The following is an 18,494-nucleotide window of genomic DNA, read 5'->3' on the forward strand; positions in this document are numbered from 1 at the left end:
CAGCCCTCCCATCTGAGCCAAGACCTCAGCCGGGGAACGGCTGCGGCGCGACATCGCGACTCAAACTACCGTCATCCCCGCGGAGGCGGGGATCCATACAGGCTGACGTCTCGCTTCTATCGAGGACGTTGGAGAATATGGATCCCCGCCTTCGCGGGGATGACGGCGCTATGCTTCCCGAACCAGCGCCTTCAACCGATAGAGCTGGTCCAGCGCCTCGCGCGGCGAAAGCGTATCGACGTCCAGCCCTTCCACCGCTTCGCGCAGCGGATCGCGCGCCTCCTCCACTGCCGCCGCTGCCGCGGCGAACAACGGCAGATCATCCAGCCCCGCCGCCAGCCCGCCGGTCTTTGCGCGACCCGCCTCCAGCTTCGCCAGCACCGATTTCGCCCGCGCCACCGTCGCCGGTGGCATGCCCGCGAGCCGCGCCACGGCAAGGCCATAGCTGCGATCCGCCGGCCCCTCCGCCACTTCGTGCAGCAGGACCAGCTCGCCCTTCCACTCGCGTGCCCGCACGTGATGCAGCGACAAAGCGTCGCAGCGCTCGGCGAGCCGCGTCAGTTCGTGGTAATGCGTCGCGAACAGGCAGCGGCAGCGATTGTCCTCATGGATCGCCTCGACCACCGCCCAGGCGATCGCGAGCCCGTCATAGGTCGAGGTGCCGCGCCCCACTTCGTCCAGGATGACGAAGCTGTTGGGCGTCGCCTGCGCCAGGATGGCGGCGGTTTCGACCATCTCGACCATGAAGGTGGAGCGCCCGCGCGCCAGATTGTCCGACGCACCGACGCGGCTGAACAATCGGTCGACCAACCCCAGCGTCGCGCTGGTCGCGGGCACATAGCTCCCCGCCTGCGCCAGCACCGCGATCAGCGCATTCTGCCGCAGGAACGTCGACTTGCCGCCCATGTTCGGCCCCGTCACGAGCCAGAGCCGCGACGCTTCCGACAGCGCGCAATCATTGGCGACGAACCGCTCGCCCGATTTCGCCACCGCCGCCTCGACCACCGGGTGCCGACCGCCGGTGATCTCGAAACACGGATGTTCCACCAGGCTCGGCCGCGCCCAGCCGCCCTCGGCCGCCCGCTCCGCCAGCCCCGCCGCCACATCCAGCCGCGCCAGCGCATCGGCGGTCGCCGCGATCGGCTCGGCCGATGCCAGTGCGGCGGCGATGAGATCCTCCAGATGCGCCGCCTCGGCCGCCACCGCATGTGCGCCGGCCTGCGTCACCCGGCTCGCCACCTCATGCAGCTCGGGCGCGTTGAAGCGCACTGCGCCCGCCATCGTCTGGCGGTGCGTAAAGCCGCTGTCGGGCTTCATCAGCGCATCGGCATTCTTCGCCGGCACCTCGACATGATAGCCCAGCACATTGTTGTGCCGGATCTTCAGCGCGTTGATCCCGGTCTCGGTGCGATAGCGCGCCTCCAGCGCCGCGATCGCCCGCCGCCCGCCGGATCCGGCGTCGCGCAGATCGTCGAGCGCCGCGTCATAGCCTTCCGCGATGAAGCCGCCGTTCGCGGCATCGATAGGCGGCGAGGGCACCAGCGCGCGCTTGAGCAGGTCGATCAGCTCCCCATGGCCGCGCAGCCGGGGCGTGAGCTGAGAGAGCAGGTTACCCCCTTCCCCCGTTCGCCCTGAGCTTGTTGAAGCCTGTCCTGAGCTTTGCCGAAGGGGGCGTGTCGCAAGCGCAGCGCCCTCGATCCGTGCTTCGACAGGCTCAGCACGAACGGTGTGGGGGGCAACGGGCTCAAGAGCCTCCGCCAGAAGCCACGCCCCGTCCAGCCCGTCGCGCAGCTGCCCCAGATCGCGCGGGGAGCCACGCCCCGCCGCCAACCGCCCGATCGCTCGCCCGATGTCGGGCAGTGCGCGCAACCGCTCGCGCAGCCGCGCGCACAGGTCGGCATCATCGTGGAACAAGGTCACCAGCGCCAGCCGCGCCTCGATCGCTGCCTTGTCCATCAGCGGCGCACCGATATCGGCCGCAAGCAACCGCGCGCCCGCGCCCGTCACCGTACGATCCACCGCATCCAGCAGGCTGCCCTTGCGCGTTCCGCCCGACGTGCAGGTCAGTTCCAGGCTGTCGCGCGTCGCCGCATCGATCGCCATCGTCTCCGCACTGCGGCGGATCACCGGCGCACGCAGGAACGGCAGCGCGCCCTTTCCATTATGGTCGAGATAGGCGATCAGCCCGCCTGCCGCGGCCAGCATCGCGCGGTCGAACTGGCCGAAGCCGTCGAGCGTCGCGACGCCATGCAGGCGCTTCAGCCGCTCCTCAGCCCGCGCGCTGTCGAAATCGCCGCGCGGTCGCCACACCGTCGCCGGCGCATCGCTGCCCTCTGCCGCGACCACTTCCGCCGCCGCCAGCCGGGCGAGCTCCGCGCCCAGCGCCTGGGGGGAGCAGGCGATCACCTCGAACCGCCCGGTCGACACGTCCGCCGCCGCGATCCCGACCACGCCCGCCGCCTCACCGACGGCGACGCACCAGTTCGCACTGCGCGCATCGAGCAGCGCTTCCTCGGTCAGCGTGCCCGCCGTGACGAAGCGGATGATCGCCCGGTTGACCAGCGCCTTCGATCCGCGCGCCTTGCGCGCTTCCTCCGGGCTCTCCGTCTGTTCGGCGATCGCGACGCGGTGCCCCGCCTTGATCAGCCGCTGGAGATAGGCGGTCGCCGAATGAACCGGCACGCCGCACATCGGGATCTTGACGCCGGCGTGCTCGCCCCGCGCGGTCAGCGCAATGTCGAGCACGCCGCTCGCGATGCGCGCATCCTCGAAGAACAGCTCGAAGAAATCGCCCATGCGATAGAACAGCAGGCAATCGCCCGCCTCTTCCTTCAGCGCCAGATATTGCGCCATCATCGGCGTGGGAGCGGTGGGTTCGGCCATGGCTTTCGGGTGTCGGAACGGGCGGTGGAGACGTGGCGGATGCGAAGCGGGCGGCATGTGCCGCGCCGCCCGGCGGATCGCCCCTGTCTAGCCAGACATGCCGCCGCTGACGAGAGCGCTTTGGCCGCAAGCGGCGGGACGCGCGCGCCCGCGCCGTCTATCAGGACGTTGCCGAAGGAGCCGCGCCATGACCTTTGCGACCACCATTGTCCCCTCGCCCACCGGCGATCTCACGCTGATCGCCAGCGACGCGGGCCTTGCCGCGATCCTGTGGGATGACGATGCGGCGATGCAGGCCCGTTACGCGCCGCGCATCGCGGCGCCCGATCATCCGGTGATCGCCGCTGCCGTCCGGCAGCTCGAGGAATATTTCGCCGGCACCCGCCGCACCTTCGATCTGCCGCTCGATCCCGTCGGCACCGCCTTCCAGCGCGCGGTCTGGGCGCAGTTGCTCGCCATCCCTTATGGCGAGACGCGCAGCTATGCCGATATCGCCCGCGCGATCGGCCGGCCCAGCGCGACGCGGGCGGTCGGCGCGGCGAACGGGCGCAATCCGCTGCCGATCGTCGCGCCGTGCCACCGGGTGATCGGCAGCAACGGCGCGCTTACCGGGTTCGGCGGCGGCTTGCCGAACAAGATCCTGCTGCTCGATCTCGAAAGCCGCGTCAGCCGGCTTTGTTGAGGAAGCTGGCATTCAGCCGCGCGAAGACGGCGCCATGCGCGGCATCGTCCTGCGCCGCGCGCAGCGGACGACAGCGCGCCACCACGATCTCCTCACCCGTCGGGTTCGCCTCCAGGATCGCCATCACCTCGGCGATGTAATCGGCAAGCGGCATCGCATTGGGGTCGGTGTCATGCCCCGGCATCAGCTCGGTCTGCACCCCCGGCGGCACGAGCTCGATCACGCCGACACCGCTGCCCGCCAGTTGCACGCGCAGCGATTGGGACCAGCTGTGGATCGCTGCCTTGGTCGCGCAATAGGTCGGCGTCGCGACCAGCGGCACAAAGGCGAGGCCTGAGGAGACCGTCATGATGGTCGCCCCGTCCTTGTCCTTCAGGTGCGGCAGCAGCGCGGCGGTCAGCCGGATCGGGCCGAGCAGGTTCGTCGTGATCGTCGCCTCGGCCGTGTCGAGCGTCCATTCGTCGGCCGCGACATCTTCCGCCACCATGATCCCGGCATTCTGGATCACGACGTTAAGATCGGGATGCTCGGCAACCAGCCGGGCGGACACTTCGCGTATCGCAGCCGGATCGCCCACGTCCAGCATCACGGCCGCCATGCCCGGATTGGCCGCAACCACGTCGTCCAGCGCCGCCTGCCGCCGACCCGCGACGATCACCTTGTTGCCCTTGGCATGCAGCGCCTCCGCAAGCGCACGGCCGATGCCGCTGCCCCCGCCGGTGATCAGGATCGTGTTGCCCGAGATGTTCATGCTGGCCTCCATCGGAATTGCTGGACTGCAGATAGTCCCCGTGGTTACCATCGGGAAGAAGGCACCTGAAAGTGGGGTACTTACCGTGCAGATACCGGAAATCGATCACGACTACCCCGCCGATCTCGATCCGCGGGTGGAGGCGCTCGTCACTCAGGTGATCGGCCGCGTCGCCGACAAATGGACCATGATCCTGCTGGAGGTGCTGACCGAAGCCGGCGAGCAGCGCTTCTCGCAGCTGCTGCGCGCAGCAGAGGGCATCAGCCAGAAGATGCTGACTCAGACGCTGCGCCAGATGGAACGTGACGGGCTCGTCATCCGCACGGTTCATGCGGCCGTCCCCCCGCGCGTTGACTATCGCCTGACCGATCTCGGCGAAGGGCTCAGCTATGCCTTTTGCGGGGTCTGGGTGTGGGCGGCGAAGAATGTCGATCGGATCGAGGCTGCCCGCGCCGCCTTCGACGAACGTGCGGCGGCATGACGATCCGTTGTCAATGGGCGGAGAGCAACGATCTCATGCGCGCCTACCACGACACCGAATGGGGCGTGCCGCAGCACGATCCGCGGATGCTGTGGGAGATGCTGATGCTGGAAGGCTTCCAGGCCGGCCTGTCCTGGCAGGTGATCCTCAACAAGCGCGCCGCTTTCCGCGCTGCCTTCGCCGGCTTCGATCCCGCGGCGGTCGCGGCGTTCGGCGATGCGGATGTCGAGCGCCTGATGGCGGACGCCGGCATCGTGCGCGCCCGCGCCAAGATCCTCGCTACCATCCGCGGCGCCCAGATCTATCTGGAAATGGGCGCGTCGGGCTTCCACGATTTCTGCTGGGGCTTCACCGATGGCAAGCCGGTCGTCAGCGACGGCACGCAATGGCTCGCCACCACGCCGCTGTCCGAACGCATCTCCAAGGAAATGAAGCGCCGCGGCTTCAAGTTCGTCGGCCCGACGATTGTTTACGCCTGGATGCAGGCGGTCGGGATCGTCGAAGACCATCAGCGCGACTGCTTTCGCCGTTGACGTTTGCGTGCGGTTTGCATCGCCCCCTGCACCCCCTAAAGGCTTGGGATGTAACCTTCCGCCGGGGGCGAGATGACCGACAAGACCAACACGACGATCCAGTTCTCGGAGCGCGAGGCGCTGCTGTTCCATTCGGAGGGACGCCCGGGCAAGATCGAGATCATCGCGTCCAAGCCGATGGCGACGCAGCGCGATCTGTCGCTGGCCTATTCGCCCGGCGTCGCGGTGCCGGTGCAGGCCATCGCCGACGATCCCGCGACCGCTTATGACTATACCGCCAAGGGCAATCTGGTCGCCGTCATCTCCAACGGCACCGCGATCCTGGGCATGGGCAATCTCGGCGCGCTCGCCTCCAAGCCGGTGATGGAAGGCAAGGCGGTGCTGTTCAAGCGCTTCGCCGACGTCGATTCGATCGACCTCGAAGTGAAGACCGAGGACGTCGACGCCTTCATCAACTGCGTGGAACTGCTGGAGCCATCATTCGGCGGCATCAACCTTGAAGACATCAAGGCCCCCGAATGCTTCATCATCGAGCAGACGCTGCGCGAACGGATGAACATCCCGGTCTTCCATGACGACCAGCACGGCACCGCGATCATCACCGCGGCCGGCATCATCAACGCCTGCCTGCTGACCAAGCGCTCGCTCAAGGACATCAAGGTCGTCGTCAACGGCGCCGGCGCCGCCGCGATCGCCTGTACCGAGCTGATGAAGGCGATGGGCGTGCAGCACGACAATGTCATCATGTGCGATCGCACCGGCGTGATCTACCAAGGCCGCGAGGACGTGAACCAGTGGCAGTCGGCGCACGCTGCCGTCACCGACCGGCGCACGCTGACCGAGGCGCTGCACGGCGCGGACGTGTTCCTGGGCCTCTCCGCCGCCGGCGCGCTGAAGCCCGAAATGGTCAAGGACATGGCCCCCGCGCCGATCATCTTCGCCATGGCCAATCCGGAGCCGGAGATCCGCCCCGAACTGGCGAAGGAGGCGCGCCCCGACGCGATCATCGCCACCGGCCGGTCGGACTATCCCAACCAGGTCAACAACGTCATCGGCTTCCCGTTCATCTTCCGCGGCGCGCTCGACGTACGCGCGACCGGGATCAACGATGCGATGAAGATCGCCGCCGCGCAGGCGATCGCCGAGCTGGCGCGCGAGCGCGTGCCCGAGGAAGTCGCCGCGGCCTATGGCGTGCAGCATGTCTTCGGCCCCGATTACATCATCCCGGCGCCGTTCGACCCGCGCCTGATGGAAGTCGTTTCCGCCGCGGTTGCCAAGGCGGCGATGGATTCGGGCGTCGCCACGCGCCCGATCCTCGACATGGACGGCTATCGCCAGAGCCTGCGCGCGCGGCTCAACCCGACCACCTCGGTGCTCAGCCTCGCATACGAGGGCGCGCGCGCGCATCCCAAGCGGGTGCTGTTCGCGGAAGGCGAGGAGGAAGTGGTGCTTCGCGCAGCCGTCAACTTCAAGGAAGGCGGCTACGGCATCCCCGTGCTGGTCGGCCGTGATGACGTGCCCGATCGGCTGCGCGCGCTCGGCATCCAGAATCCGGAAGAATATGAGCTGCACAACAGCCGCATCTCGCCGCTGGTGCCGCAGATGGTCGACTTCCTCTACAAGCGGCTCCAGCGGCGCGGCTATCTGCGCCGCGATTGCGAGCGGATGATCAACCAGGATCGGAACATTTTCGGCGCGGTGCTGCTGCAGCTTGGCCATGCCGATGCGATGATCACCGGCATCACGCGCACCTGGGCACAGTCCATGCGCGAGGTGCGCCGCGTGATCGATCCGGAGGCCGGCCGCACCCCCTTTGGCATTCACGTCATGGTCGGGCAGAGCCACACCGTGTTCATCGCCGACACGACGATGAACGAGCGGCCAACGCCCGAACAGATGGCCGACATCGCAGAGCAGACGGCTGCGGTCGCGCGTCGCATGGGCCATGAACCGCGCGTCGCTTTCCTCAGCTATTCCACCTTCGGCAATCCCAAGGGCACCTTCCTGGAACGGATCCGCGATGCCGTGACCGAACTGGACAAGCGCAACGTCGGCTTCGAATATGAAGGCGAGATGCCGCCAGACGTGGCGCTCAATCCCAAGCAGATGGCCAATTACCCGTTCGCCCGCCTGTCCGGCCCGGCCAATGTGCTGATCATGCCCGGCCTCCAGTCGGCGCATATCTCCGCCAAGCTGCTGCGCGAACTGGGCGGGGATAGCGTGATCGGCCCGATGCTGATCGGCATGGAGAAGCCGGTGCAGATCGCCCCGATGACCTCGACCGCGGGCGACCTGATGACGCTTGCCGTGCTCGCGGCGGGCGGCATCGCGCGCTAATCTGCTTCGTCGCCCGCGGTGATCACCACCGCGGGCGCCATAAAGCTGAACGAAGCTGAACGATCTGCGACGTGCCGTTACACTTGAGCGGCGCTTGCGACACAGCCGCGCGACAGCCCGCGCCTACCTCTGTTTCCGTCGCCACCAAGCGACGGAAAAGAGGAGTAAGATCATGAAGAGCGCGTTTCGGCATCTCGCCCTTGTCCTGGCCGGTATGGGTGTCGCAACCGCCGCCGTTCCCGCTACGGCGCAGGGGTGGCAGTCGATCAACCAGCGCCAGCGCACCATTGATGCGCGCATCGATCAGGGCGTGCGCAGCGGCGCGCTGAACCGTGCCGAAGCCGGGCGCCTGCGCAGCCAGTTCCGCGATCTGACGCGGCTGGAAGATCGCTACCGCCGCAGCGGCAATGGCCTTTCCGCCGCGGAACGCCGCGACCTCAACGCCCGCTATGACCGGCTGAGCGCCCGCGTCCGGATCCAGAAGAACGATCGCCACTACCGTTGATTCATCGGCCGCATCGCTTCGCTTCGTCGCAACCTTTCGCCCGGCCCAGCCATTGGGTTTTGGTCAAAGGTACGAAGGAGGAAGCGATGCGGAAAGTTGCGTTGGCCGCAATCGGTGCGGCAACCATGGTCAGCGGCTGCATGGGCACCGGCTATGACTCGGGCTATGGCGGCGGAGGCTATTCCGCCTATGACTATAACCGTCCCGATCCCGCCTACGGCGGTTATGAAGCGGACCGTTATTATCGAGACGACAAGCGATACAGCGAACGCCGGCTGAGGGACAATGATCGCGTCTATGCCGGTCGAGACGGGCGCTATTATTGCCGCCGCGATGATGGCACCACTGGCCTGATCGTCGGCGGCATTGCAGGCGGCGTGCTCGGCACGGCGCTTCGTCCGGGCGGATCGGGCCTCCTCGGCGCGCTGCTTGGCGGCGCTGGCGGCGCCGCGCTCGGCAAGTCGATCGACAAGGACAATGTGCGCTGCCGCTGAGGCGCTTCAACTGAGACGCACCCGCCGTGGGCCAGCAGGCACCGCGGCGGGCGCGCTCAACAGGGTGTTCGCCGCGCATCCATTAACGCAATCGACTTAAACCCTCTTCCCTCCACGCGCCTGACGAGGCATCCTCGCCGGCGAGCGGCCCGAGACCGCAAGTGGAGAGACGGATGAGCAAGCGAATCGCGGTGGTCGGTGCGGGAATGGGTGGGCTGTGCGCCGCCATCAAGTCGCGCGAAGCCGGCCATGACGTTACCGTTTTCGAACATGCCGATTCGGTTGGCGGCACCTGGCGCGCCAATCGCTATCCCGGTGTCGCCTGCGACGTGCCGGCGATCCTGTATCAGTTCAGCTTCGCGCCCAATCCGAACTGGAGCCACCATTACGCGCGCGGCGCGGAAATTCACGATTATACCAAAAGCTTGGTCGATCAGTTCGGCCTGGCCGATGCGCTGCGCCTGAACGAAGGCGTGACCCAGGCGAAATGGGATTCGGGCTCCGGCACCTGGGCGATCACCACCGAAAAGGGTGTCACCGAGACGTTCGACGCGATCGTTCCCGCGCTTGGCCAGCTCAGCCGCCCCTGCTTTCCCGAAATCGCCGGCGTTCATGATTTCACCGGGCCCAAGTGGCATGCGGCCGAATGGAACGACAAGGTCGATCTCGCCGGCAAGCGCGTCGGCGTGATCGGCTCGGCCGCCAGCGCGGTTCAGCTCATTCCCGAGGTCGCCAAAATCGCCGGAGAGCTGGTGGTGTTTCAGCGCACGCCCAATTGGGTGATCCCGCGCAACGACAATCACGTCACGCCCGAAACCAAGGCGCTGATGGCTACCAATCTCGAAATGGCCGCAAAGCTCGGGGCGTCGCAGCGCGCAATGATCTTCGACAATGCCGACAGCTTCTTCTGGCAGGCGTTCAAATGGACGCCGGAGGGCCGCGCCTCCTTCACCCGCACCGCGCTGGATCATCTCGAGGAGCAGGTGCCGGATCCGGAATTGCGCGCGAAGCTGACGCCGGATTACCCGATCGGCTGCAAGCGCATCCTCATCACCGACGATTTCTACCCGGCGCTGATGCGCGACAATGTGTCGCTCGAAACCAACGGGATCGAACGGATCGAGGCCAATGGCGTCCGCACGACTGACGGTTTCCACGAGCTGGACGTGCTGATCTTCGCCACCGGCTTCGAAACCACCCAATGGGACTGGTCGATGCAGGTGGTCGGCGAGGAAGGGCGCACGCTCAAGGAAACGTGGAAGGAAGGGCCGGAGGCCTATCTCGGCATCATGGTGTCGGGCCTCCCCAACATGTTCATGCTCTACGGCCCGAACACCAATCTCGGCCATAATTCGATCAGCTTCATGATCGAGCAGCAGGTCGGTTACATGCTGCAGACCCTGTCGGCGCTGGAGGCGGAAAAGGCCAAGGCGGCGAACGTCACCCCCGACGGCCAGCGCCGCTTCAACGAGCGGATCACGCAGCTTCTGTCCGGCACCGTCTGGGCCGACCCACATTGCCGCAGCTGGTACAAGGCGGCGAACGGCCGGGTGTACCAGAATTGGGCCAGCGACTGCGCCAGCTATGCCGAGGAGACGGCGGTGCTGGATCGCGAGGCCGTGGCGCTACGCTGACCCCGCGTTGCCTCGCCCATAATGGGTGGGGCAACGCGGCCAGACTTCTCCTCCCGCAGCGCGATTTGACCCGCCAGCGTCCACCAATGGCGATGGCACACGTTGAAAAATCCGTATTAACGGCCATGTTTCGGTGGCGGCGACCACGTTCCCGCCCCACGACGGGTGATCAAGACCGGGACGGCCCGGCAGCTTTCGGGAAGGCTGCCATGGCGTGGATTGCTCTTGTTTTTGCTGGCGTGTTCGAGATCGTCTGGGCCTCGGCGATGAAACAATCGCACGGGTTCACGAAACTATGGCCCAGTGTGGTGACGGGCGTCGGCATGTTGATCAGCTTCGGGTTGCTGGCATGGGCGATGCGCTCGCTGCCGCTCGGCACCGCCTACACGATCTGGACAGGTATCGGCGCAGTCGGTGCGTTCATCGTCGGGATCGTCATCTTTGGCGAGGCCGCGACCGCCCTGCGCCTCATCGCTGCCGCTCTCATTGTGTCCGGCCTTGTGCTGATGAAAGTGTCGTCGACCGCGTAAGAGTTCATCCGGTGAAGGCGGGAGCTATGCGAAGGCCTCGACGGCACCAAGCAGCACCCGCCTGATCCTGCGGCCACCTCACCCGTCGCTGACGCGCTCGATATCCGCACCCACCGCCGACAGCTTCTCCTCCAGTCGCTCATAGCCGCGGTCGAGGTGATACACCCGGCTCACCGCTGTCTCGCCCTCTGCTGCGAGCCCCGCCAGGATCAGGCTCATCGATGCGCGCAGGTCCGTCGCCATCACCGGCGCGCCGACCAGTCGCTCCACGCCGCGCACCACGGCCGTCCGCCCGGAAACGGTGATGTCCGCCCCCATGCGCGCCAGCTCGGGCACGTGCATGTAGCGGTTTTCGAAGATCGTCTCGGTCAGCACGCTGGCGCCATCCGCCTTGCACAGCATTGCCATGAACTGTGCCTGCATGTCGGTGGCAAAGCCCGGGAAGGGCGCGGTGGTCAGCGTCAGCGGCTGGAGCGGCCCCTGCGCCGTCACGCACACCGCATTCTTCTTCAGCTCCACCAGCACGCCCGCATCCGCCAGCGCCGACAGGGTCGCGCCCATGCTTTCGGCGTCGATGCCCACCAGCTCCAGGCTGCCGCCGGTGATCGCCGCCGCGCAGGCATAGCTGCCCGCCTCGATGCGGTCGGGCATGACGGCGTAGGTCGCGCCGTGCAGACGATCGACGCCCTCGATCTCCAGCGTCTCGGTGCCGATCCCCTCGATCTGCGCACCCATCGCCACGAGGCAGCGGCACAGGTCGACGATCTCGGGTTCGCGCGCGGCATTCTCGATCCGCGACGATCCCTTCGCCGTCACCGCCGCCATCACGACATTTTCGGTCGCGCCGACCGACACCACCGGGAAGCGATAGCGCCCGCCCGACAGCCGCCGCGCGCCGGAAGTGGTGGTCGGCGCGCGAGCGGTGACATAGCCCGCGCTCATTTCCAGCTCCGCGCCGATCGCTTCCAGCGCTTTGAGGTGCAGGTCGATCGGGCGATTGCCGATCGCGCAGCCGCCCGGCAGCGACACCCGCGCCTCGCCCGCCCGGGCCAGGATCGGCCCCAGCACCAGGATCGACGCGCGCATCTTGCGAACGATGTCATAGGGCGCCTCGGTCGAGGTGAGCTGGCCGGTGCGGATCGTCATCACGCGGCCGAATTCCTCCGGCCGAGTGCCCTCGATGGCCGTGGAGGCGCCAAGCTGGTTCAGCAAATGGCCAAAGCCATCCACGTCGGCGAGCCGGGGCAGGTTGCGCAGCGTCAGCGGCTGATCGGTCAGCAGCGCGCAGGGCATCAGCGTCAAGGCGGCGTTCTTGGCGCCGGAAATGGGCAGCTTGCCCGACAGCCGGTTGCCACCACGGATAAGGATACGGTCCATCCCGCGCATCTATCGAACCGCCATGGCCTCGCCAAGCGATTGAGGCGTAACGATGTTGATCGACTTTAATGCGCCCCGGTCCTGACGGCGACTAGCGGTAGATGCTTGATCCGAGGGGCAATCACGCGTGACCGTTAGCCGTTTTGCCGAGCGTCTCGGCGAATTCGTCCCATTGTGCGGTAAGGAGCGGGCCGCACTTCTGCAGTTGGAGGAACGCCAGCGCAGCCTGCGCCGGGGGGCGACCCTCGTGCGCGAGAATGATTCGTCCACCGAATTGTTCATCCTGAAAAGCGGCATGATGATGAGCTTCGTCATCCTTGATGACGGCAGCCGCCAGATCCTCCGCTTCATGTTCCCCGGCGACATGGTGTCCCTGCCATCGCTGGTTTATCCGCAGGCGCCCGAGACTGTTGCCGCTCTGTCGGACAGCGTGGTCTGCCCGTTCGACCGGGCCATGCTGGCGCGCATCGCACTTCAGCAGCCGCGATTGTTCCTGGCGATGGTCGCGCTTGATCAGGCGGAGCGCGTGATGCTCACCGATCGGCTCGCCGGCCTTGGCCGCACCTCGGCCAAGGCGCGCGTCGCGTCCGTCCTGCTGCACGTGCGCAATCGCATGCGCCGGCTGGATCTGACGCTCGGCAACAGCTTCGTGCCGGGTCTTACGCAGGAGGAGATCGGCGATGCCACGGGGCTGACGGCGGTGCACGTCAACCGCATGCTTCGCCAGTTGGAGGATGAAGGGCTGATCGCGCGCGATTCCGGGCGCGTGACGCTGCTCGACGAGGGAAAGCTGATGCGGGAGGCGAATTACGTCGATCGGCTGACGGCGCTCGACCTGTCCTGGCTGCCGCCGTCGACCTGATCAGGCGATCAGGCTCACGCGGCCGCCGGCATGGCGCTCGAGCCGGCCGCCAAGCTCCAGTTCCAGAAGCACCATCTGCACCACCGCCGGCGGAACCGCGGACTGGCGAATCACTTCGTCCACCGCGACAGGCACCGGGCCGAGCAGCGCCGTCACCACCCGCCGCGCGGCGTCATCGGCATCGGCCGGCTGCTGCGGCGCATAGTCGGAGACCGGCGCGCGGACGGCGCGCGGGTCGAAGGGGCGCACCTGTTCCAACACATCGGCCGCGGTCTGGATCAGCGTCGCGCCTTCTCGGATCAATAGGTTGCAGCCTTGCGCACGCGGATCGAGCGGGCTGCCTGGCACCGCCATCACCTCGCGTCCCGCCTCGTTGGCGAGGCGTGCAGTGATCAGCGAGCCCGATTTCGGCGCCGCCTCCACCACCACGGTCCCATGCGCCAGCCCGGCGATGATCCGGTTGCGATAAGGAAAGTGTCGCGCGCGCGGCTCCGTCCCCGGCGGCATCTCGGCGATCAGCAGCGCGTCGCGCCCGATCCGCTCCTGCAGCTCGGCATTTTCGGGCGGATAGGCAACGTCGATTCCGCCGGCGATCACAGCTACCGTCGCCGCACCAGCGCCCATGTGCGCCGCCGTGTCGATCCCGCGCGCCAGGCCGGAGATGACAGTCGCGCCCTCGGCCGCCAGATCATGCGCCAGCCCGCGCGCGAAGCGGCAGGCCGCGGCCGATGCGTTGCGCGCGCCGACAATCGCAATCGCCGGTCGGCTCGCCTCCGGCAAGGTGCCGCGCAGCGTCAGCGCGGCCGGCGCATCGTCCAGTTCGGCCAGCAGCGCGGGATAGGCCGGATCATCCAGGAACAGGTGTCGCGCGCCGAGCTGCGCCACCGCCTCCATCTCGCGCGTGATCACTTTCGGATCGGGCGGCGTCTGCGCGCGCCCGCCACCGCGCTTCGCCAGATCGGGCAGCGCCTCCAGGGCGGCGCGCGCGCTGCCGAAGCGGCGCAGCAGCTGGCGATAGGTAACCGGGCCGACGCCGGGCGTGCGGATCAGGCGGAGCCGGTCGAACGCGTCGGCCGGCGGATCCGCATCAGCCACGCTTGCTGCCGATTTTGGGCTCCGCCCCCACCAGAAGGCGGCTGATATTCTCGCGGTGTTTCCACACCACGATCAGCGCCAGCGCCAGCAGCAGCGGCACCAGTTCGAATCGGCCAAGTACCGCCGCGCCCACCGGCGCGCTCGCCGCCGCCGCCATGCCCGCCACGGAGGAGATGCGCAGCGTGCCCAGCAGGCCGAGCCACACCACGGCATAGACCAGCCCGAGCGGCGGGTGCAGCGCCAGCACGATGCCCATCAGCGTCGCCACCCCCTTGCCGCCACGAAACGCCAGCCACAGCGGATAGCAATGTCCGATGAAGGCGCCGGCGGCGGCAAGCTGTTCATTGTCCGGCAGAAAAGCGGTGGCGATCACCACCGCGCACCATCCCTTGGCCAGATCCAGCAGCAGCGTGGCCGCGGCCAGGCCCTTTCGCCCGGTGCGCAGTACGTTGGTCGCGCCGATATTGCCCGAGCCGATCTGGCGCAGGTCGCCCGCGCCCGCCGCGCGCGTCAGCAGCACGCCGAACGGAATCGAGCCCAGCAGATAGCCAAGCATCAGCGCCGCCACCGCTGGCTTCCAGATGATCTCGGTGTCCAGTACAATCCCTCCGTTGATCATGACGATAGCTCAATGAACGCGGCAATTCCAACATACAGATCAAGAACGGCGTGATTGTCGCGCGGGCCCGCGCCGTCTTTCCAAGCCGCCGTTACCTTCTCTAAGGCGCCCGCGATGAGCGATCCGCGCCCCATTCTGTTCTTCGATTCGGGCGTCGGCGGTCTGTCGATTGTCGCCCCCGCCCGCGTTGCCGTTCCTCAGGCGCGCTTCGTTTACGTCGCCGATTCCGCCGGCTTTCCTTACGGAATCAAGGATGAGGCCGAGATCGCCGGTCGCGTGCCCGCCCTGCTCGGCCGCCTTGCCGAGCGCTATTCGCCGCGCCTGATCGTCATTGCCTGCAACACGGCGTCGACCATCGCGCTCGCGGCGGTGCGCGGCGCGCTCGACATTCCGATTGTCGGCACCGTGCCGGCGATCAAGCCGGCGGCGGCGCACAGCCGCACCCGCACCATCGGCGTGCTCGGCACCGCGGCGACGGTGCGCCAGGCCTATGTCGACGATCTCGCCAAGCGCTTCGCCGCCGATTGCCATGTCATCCGCCATGGATCGGCGGATCTCGTGACGCTGGCTGAGGCGAAGCTGCGCGGCGCGGCCGTGGCGGTCGAGTCGGTCAAGGCCGCCATCGCCCCGATGCTTGATGCGCCGGGAGCCGACGCCATGGACACGGTTGCGCTCGCCTGCACCCATTTTCCCCTGCTGGCAGAGGAGCTTGCACAGGCGTTCGGCCGCCCTGTCACCTTTGTCGATGGCGGTTCCGGGATCGCCCGCCGAATCGCGCACCTCACGACAGGCGAATCATTTGCCCGCACGGCGCCCGACCTCGCCGTCTTCACCGGAACGATCGGCGACGGGCTCGATCAGGCATTGGCGACCTACGGTTTCCCGAGCTGCATCCGGCTATAGCGCCAAGGCATCACTCGACGAACAAGCGACCGAAGCGATCACTGAAAGCGCCTGAATCCGCTGGTATTGTCACTGACACAGGGGTAAGCGGCGGGGCCATGTCCATTGACACTCTTGCGACGCGGCCGGTTGATTATACTCGCGCCTTTTCGCAGGCGATCGACCGCCTGCACGCTGAGGGCCGCTATCGCGTCTTCATCGATATTCTGCGCAACAAGGGTCATTATCCCAGCGCGCGCTGCTTCGCCGGTCACAATGGCCCGAAGCCGATCACCGTTTGGTGCTCGAACGATTATCTCGCCATGGGCCAGCATCCCAAGGTGATCGCGGCAATGGAAGAGGCACTGCACGACGTGGGCGCCGGCTCGGGCGGTACGCGCAACATCGGCGGCAACACGCATTACCATGTTGATCTGGAAGGCGAGCTCGCCGACCTTCACGGCAAGCAGGGCGCGCTGCTCTTCACGTCAGGCTATGTCTCGAACGAGGCGACGCTGGCGACGCTCGCTAAGGTGCTGCCGGGCTGCATCATCTATTCGGATGAGCTCAATCACGCCTCCATGATCGCCGGCATTCGCAACTCGGGCTGCGAGAAGCGCGTGTTCCGCCACAATGATCTGGCGCATCTCGAGGAACTGCTTGCCGCCGACGATTCGAACGCGCCCAAGCTGATCGCGTTCGAGAGTGTGTATTCGATGGAGGGCGATGTCGCCCCGATAGCGGCGATCTGCGACCTCGCAGACAAATATAACGCGCTGACCTATCTCGACGAGGTTCACGCCGTCGGGATGTACGGCGCGCGCGGTGGCGGCATTTCGGAGCGGGACGATGTCGCGCACCGCCTGACCATCATCGAAGGCACGTTGGGCAAGGCGTTCGGCGTGATGGGCGGCTATATCGCTGCCGACAAGACGATCATCGACGTGATCCGCAGCTACGCCCCGGGCTTCATCTTCACCACCTCGCTCTCGCCCGTGCTGGTCGCCGGCGTGCTGGCGAGCGTGCGCCACCTCAAGAGCTCGTCGGTCGAGCGCGAGGGCCAGCAGGCCGCCGCCGCCCGGCTGAAGGCGATGATGACCGAGGCCGGCCTGCCGGTGATGCTGGGCGACACGCACATCGTGCCGGTGATGGTCGGCGATCCGGTGAAGGCGAAGAAGATCAGCGACGTGCTGCTCGCCGAATACGGCATCTACGTGCAGCCGATCAACTACCCCACCGTCCCGCGCGGTACCGAGCGGCTCCGCTTCACGCCGGGTCCGGCGCACAGCGAAGCGATGATGCAGGAACTGACCGACGCGTTGGTCGAGATCTGGGATCGGCTGGATCTGCGCAAGGCGGCCTGATCCTCGTTCGGCAAGAAACCTACTTCCTCCGTTCGCCCTGAGCTTGTCGACGGGCGTGTTCCAAGCGAGGCACTGCTTGGCACGTGCTTCGACAAGCTCAGCACGAACGGGGCGAATGGTTCGCTCCTTCGCCAGATAGGGGTAAATCATGCAGGCAGTCGGCGTCATTGGCGCGGGGCAGATGGGCGCAGGTATTGCGCAGGTTTCCGCCCAGGCCGGCTATCGCGTCCTCCTGACCGATGTGGACAAGGCTCGCGCGGAGGCCGGCAAGGCGGGGATCGCCCGGCAGCTCGACCGCGCCGTCGAGAAGGGCAAGCTCGATCCGCAGGCGCGCGAGCAGGCACTGGAACGGATCGAGCCCATCGAAGGCGTTCAGGGCATGTCCGCCTGCGGCCTCGTGATTGAGGCGGCGACCGAGCGTGAAGAGGTGAAGCGCGCGATCTTCGCTCAGGTTGGCGAGGTGCTCGGCCACCAGGCGGTGCTCGCGTCGAACACCTCCTCGATCCCGATCACCCGGTTGGCGCAGGCGTCACCCGATCCGGCCCGCTTCATCGGCGTTCACTTCTTCAATCCGGTGCCGGTGATGGGCTTGATCGAGGTGATCCGCGGCCTCGCCACGGCGAGCGAGACGGTGAAGACCGTCGAGACGTTCGCGACGGCGCTGGGCAAGGCGGTGGTGCACGCCAATGATGCGCCGGGCTTCATCGTCAATCGCATCCTGATGCCGATGCTCAACGAGGCATGTTTCGCGCTGGGCGAGGGCGTTGCCACGATCCGCGACATCGATCTTGCCTGCCAGCTCGGCCTCAATCACCCGATGGGGCCGTTGACGCTGGCCGACTTCATCGGGCTCGACACTTGCCTCGAAATCACCCGGGTGTTGTTCGAGACGACCGGCGATCCCAAGTTCCGCCCCGCCCCGTTGCTGGTGAAATATGTCGAGGCCGGCTGGTTCGGGAAGAAGACCAGGCGCGGCTTTTATGATTACACGGGCGACACCCCGGTTCCGACGCGTTAAGCCTTGCCGCACCGGTGAAGAAGCACCGGCGCGCCGCGGCCAATTGCGCGCCCGCAGTTGAATTGTTTCTCTTCCGGCCACATTTTGGCTGGGTTGCCGCTGGCGCTTTCCCGGCGCGCCTTTCCTTTTGGCGTTGCTTCAGCTAAGCGCGCGCGCGCCCTCATCCGCAGAAAGACTGATTTTTTGGCGAAAGAAGAACTCCTCGAAATGCGCGGCCAGGTGGTCGAGCTCCTGCCCAACGCCATGTTCCGCGTCCGGCTGGAGAATGATCACGAGATCCTCGGCCACACCGCGGGCAAGATGCGCAAGAACCGCATCCGCGTGCTGGTCGGAGACGAAGTGCTTGTCGAGCTGACCCCTTATGATCTGACCAAGGGGCGGATCACCTACCGCTTCATGCCTGGCCGCGGCGGCCCCGGCCCGCAATAAGCCGCGCGCACGACGTGG

General features: G+C 66.8%; 18 protein-coding genes. 13 read left to right on the top strand and 5 right to left on the bottom strand.

From position 1 onward, the window contains the following. Positions 1 to 168: 168 nt before the first annotated feature. Positions 169 to 2,856, bottom strand: coding sequence for a DNA mismatch repair protein MutS (gene mutS / locus BMX36_RS11970; RefSeq protein ID WP_093066357.1), 2,688 nt, complete (start codon positions 2,854 to 2,856; stop codon positions 169 to 171). Between the two features lie 214 nt (positions 2,857 to 3,070). Between mutS and BMX36_RS11975 the strand changes: the two genes are divergently transcribed. Beyond that, a complete protein-coding gene (locus tag BMX36_RS11975) occupies positions 3,071 to 3,565 on the top strand; it encodes a methylated-DNA--[protein]-cysteine S-methyltransferase (protein WP_066776608.1) in 495 nt (164 codons plus the stop codon). On the opposite strand, the gene BMX36_RS11980 is transcribed toward BMX36_RS11975, so the two are convergent. Beyond that, positions 3,549 to 4,316 carry an SDR family oxidoreductase gene (locus BMX36_RS11980; RefSeq protein WP_093065798.1) on the bottom strand — a complete coding sequence of 256 codons (768 nt, stop codon included), beginning with the start codon at positions 4,314 to 4,316 and terminating at the stop codon, positions 3,549 to 3,551. The two genes, BMX36_RS11975 and BMX36_RS11980, sit on opposite strands and share 17 nt — an antisense overlap. Before the next feature lie 85 nt (positions 4,317 to 4,401). On the opposite strand from BMX36_RS11980, the gene BMX36_RS11985 reads away from it, so the two are divergent. From BMX36_RS11985 to BMX36_RS12015, 7 genes are all read left to right on the top strand, one after another. Then, the gene (locus tag BMX36_RS11985; protein ID WP_371262903.1) at positions 4,402 to 4,797 is read left to right on the top strand and encodes a winged helix-turn-helix transcriptional regulator; all 396 of its coding nucleotides are present in this window, start codon (positions 4,402 to 4,404) and stop codon (positions 4,795 to 4,797) included. Continuing rightward, positions 4,794 to 5,330 carry a DNA-3-methyladenine glycosylase I gene (locus tag BMX36_RS11990; RefSeq protein WP_093065802.1) on the top strand — a complete coding sequence of 179 codons (537 nt, stop codon included), beginning with the start codon at positions 4,794 to 4,796 and terminating at the stop codon, positions 5,328 to 5,330. The genes BMX36_RS11985 and BMX36_RS11990 overlap by 4 nt, the downstream gene beginning before the upstream one ends. A 72-nt stretch (positions 5,331 to 5,402) precedes the next feature. Then, positions 5,403 to 7,667: an NADP-dependent malic enzyme gene (locus BMX36_RS11995; RefSeq protein ID WP_093065804.1), complete on the top strand. Its 2,265-nt coding sequence runs from the start codon at positions 5,403 to 5,405 to the stop codon at positions 7,665 to 7,667. Between the two features lie 172 nt (positions 7,668 to 7,839). Beyond that, complete coding sequence (locus BMX36_RS12000) at positions 7,840 to 8,172, top strand: hypothetical protein (RefSeq protein ID WP_093065806.1); 333 nt, start codon at positions 7,840 to 7,842, stop codon at positions 8,170 to 8,172. Between the two features lie 86 nt (positions 8,173 to 8,258). Beyond that, positions 8,259 to 8,666, top strand: coding sequence for a hypothetical protein (locus BMX36_RS12005; RefSeq protein WP_177179124.1), 408 nt, complete (start codon positions 8,259 to 8,261; stop codon positions 8,664 to 8,666). Between the two features lie 173 nt (positions 8,667 to 8,839). Further along, positions 8,840 to 10,300, top strand: a complete 1,461-nt coding sequence (locus BMX36_RS12010; protein ID WP_093065808.1) for a flavin-containing monooxygenase — start codon at positions 8,840 to 8,842, stop codon at positions 10,298 to 10,300. 86 nt (positions 10,301 to 10,386) lie between these two features. Continuing rightward, positions 10,387 to 10,830 carry a DMT family transporter gene (locus BMX36_RS12015; protein ID WP_371262880.1) on the top strand — a complete coding sequence of 148 codons (444 nt, stop codon included), beginning with the start codon at positions 10,387 to 10,389 and terminating at the stop codon, positions 10,828 to 10,830. A 78-nt stretch (positions 10,831 to 10,908) separates the two neighbouring features. Here BMX36_RS12015 and murA read toward each other — a convergent pair whose 3' ends face one another. Beyond that, positions 10,909 to 12,207 carry a UDP-N-acetylglucosamine 1-carboxyvinyltransferase gene (murA, locus tag BMX36_RS12020; RefSeq protein ID WP_066776592.1) on the bottom strand — a complete coding sequence of 433 codons (1,299 nt, stop codon included), beginning with the start codon at positions 12,205 to 12,207 and terminating at the stop codon, positions 10,909 to 10,911. Positions 12,208 to 12,334: 127 nt separating this feature from the next. Here murA and BMX36_RS12025 point away from each other — a divergent pair, with 127 nt between their 5' ends. Further along, positions 12,335 to 13,069 (top strand): Crp/Fnr family transcriptional regulator, encoded by a 735-nt coding sequence (locus BMX36_RS12025; RefSeq protein WP_066776589.1) that lies wholly within the window; start codon positions 12,335 to 12,337, stop codon positions 13,067 to 13,069. Here BMX36_RS12025 and dprA read toward each other — a convergent pair whose 3' ends face one another. Both dprA and plsY read right to left on the bottom strand, forming a co-directional pair. Continuing rightward, positions 13,070 to 14,164, bottom strand: a complete 1,095-nt coding sequence (gene dprA, locus BMX36_RS12030; protein ID WP_093065812.1) for a DNA-processing protein DprA — start codon at positions 14,162 to 14,164, stop codon at positions 13,070 to 13,072. Next, on the bottom strand, positions 14,157 to 14,783 hold the full coding sequence (plsY, locus tag BMX36_RS12035) for a glycerol-3-phosphate 1-O-acyltransferase PlsY (RefSeq protein ID WP_093065814.1): 627 nt from the start codon (positions 14,781 to 14,783) through the stop codon (positions 14,157 to 14,159). Before plsY ends, dprA begins: the two co-directional genes overlap by 8 nt. Positions 14,784 to 14,897: 114 nt before the next feature. On the opposite strand from plsY, the gene murI reads away from it, so the two are divergent. The 4 genes from murI (at position 14,898) to infA (ending at position 18,476) form a co-directional block, all read left to right on the top strand. Continuing rightward, positions 14,898 to 15,686, top strand: a complete 789-nt coding sequence (murI, locus tag BMX36_RS12040) for a glutamate racemase (protein ID WP_093065816.1) — start codon at positions 14,898 to 14,900, stop codon at positions 15,684 to 15,686. 98 nt (positions 15,687 to 15,784) lie between these two features. Further along, positions 15,785 to 17,029 carry a 5-aminolevulinate synthase gene (gene hemA, locus BMX36_RS12045; RefSeq protein WP_066776581.1) on the top strand — a complete coding sequence of 415 codons (1,245 nt, stop codon included), beginning with the start codon at positions 15,785 to 15,787 and terminating at the stop codon, positions 17,027 to 17,029. 148 nt (positions 17,030 to 17,177) lie between these two features. Beyond that, on the top strand, positions 17,178 to 18,047 hold the full coding sequence (locus BMX36_RS12050) for a 3-hydroxybutyryl-CoA dehydrogenase (RefSeq protein WP_066776578.1): 870 nt from the start codon (positions 17,178 to 17,180) through the stop codon (positions 18,045 to 18,047). A gap of 183 nt (positions 18,048 to 18,230) precedes the next feature. After that, positions 18,231 to 18,476, top strand: coding sequence for a translation initiation factor IF-1 (gene infA / locus BMX36_RS12055; protein ID WP_026325702.1), 246 nt, complete (start codon positions 18,231 to 18,233; stop codon positions 18,474 to 18,476). Positions 18,477 to 18,494: the final 18 nt, after the last annotated feature.

Source organism: Sphingomonas sp. OV641, from assembly GCF_900109205.1.
Taxonomy (GTDB): domain Bacteria; phylum Pseudomonadota; class Alphaproteobacteria; order Sphingomonadales; family Sphingomonadaceae; genus Sphingomonas.

Coding starts and splice junctions, on each gene's coding strand:
- plsY (WP_093065814.1), bottom strand. CDS start 14,783: ATGATCAACGGAGGGATTGTACTGGACACCGAGATCATCTGGAAGCCA.
- BMX36_RS12010 (WP_093065808.1), top strand. CDS start 8,840: ATGAGCAAGCGAATCGCGGTGGTCGGTGCGGGAATGGGTGGGCTGTGC.
- BMX36_RS12000 (WP_093065806.1), top strand. CDS start 7,840: ATGAAGAGCGCGTTTCGGCATCTCGCCCTTGTCCTGGCCGGTATGGGT.
- BMX36_RS12015 (WP_371262880.1), top strand. CDS start 10,387: ATGGCGATGGCACACGTTGAAAAATCCGTATTAACGGCCATGTTTCGG.
- BMX36_RS12005 (WP_177179124.1), top strand. CDS start 8,259: ATGCGGAAAGTTGCGTTGGCCGCAATCGGTGCGGCAACCATGGTCAGC.
- murI (WP_093065816.1), top strand. CDS start 14,898: ATGAGCGATCCGCGCCCCATTCTGTTCTTCGATTCGGGCGTCGGCGGT.
- mutS (WP_093066357.1), bottom strand. CDS start 2,856: ATGATGGCGCAATATCTGGCGCTGAAGGAAGAGGCGGGCGATTGCCTG.
- BMX36_RS11975 (WP_066776608.1), top strand. CDS start 3,071: ATGACCTTTGCGACCACCATTGTCCCCTCGCCCACCGGCGATCTCACG.
- BMX36_RS11995 (WP_093065804.1), top strand. CDS start 5,403: ATGACCGACAAGACCAACACGACGATCCAGTTCTCGGAGCGCGAGGCG.
- hemA (WP_066776581.1), top strand. CDS start 15,785: ATGTCCATTGACACTCTTGCGACGCGGCCGGTTGATTATACTCGCGCC.
- BMX36_RS11980 (WP_093065798.1), bottom strand. CDS start 4,316: ATGAACATCTCGGGCAACACGATCCTGATCACCGGCGGGGGCAGCGGC.
- BMX36_RS12050 (WP_066776578.1), top strand. CDS start 17,178: ATGCAGGCAGTCGGCGTCATTGGCGCGGGGCAGATGGGCGCAGGTATT.
- BMX36_RS11990 (WP_093065802.1), top strand. CDS start 4,794: ATGACGATCCGTTGTCAATGGGCGGAGAGCAACGATCTCATGCGCGCC.
- murA (WP_066776592.1), bottom strand. CDS start 12,207: ATGGACCGTATCCTTATCCGTGGTGGCAACCGGCTGTCGGGCAAGCTG.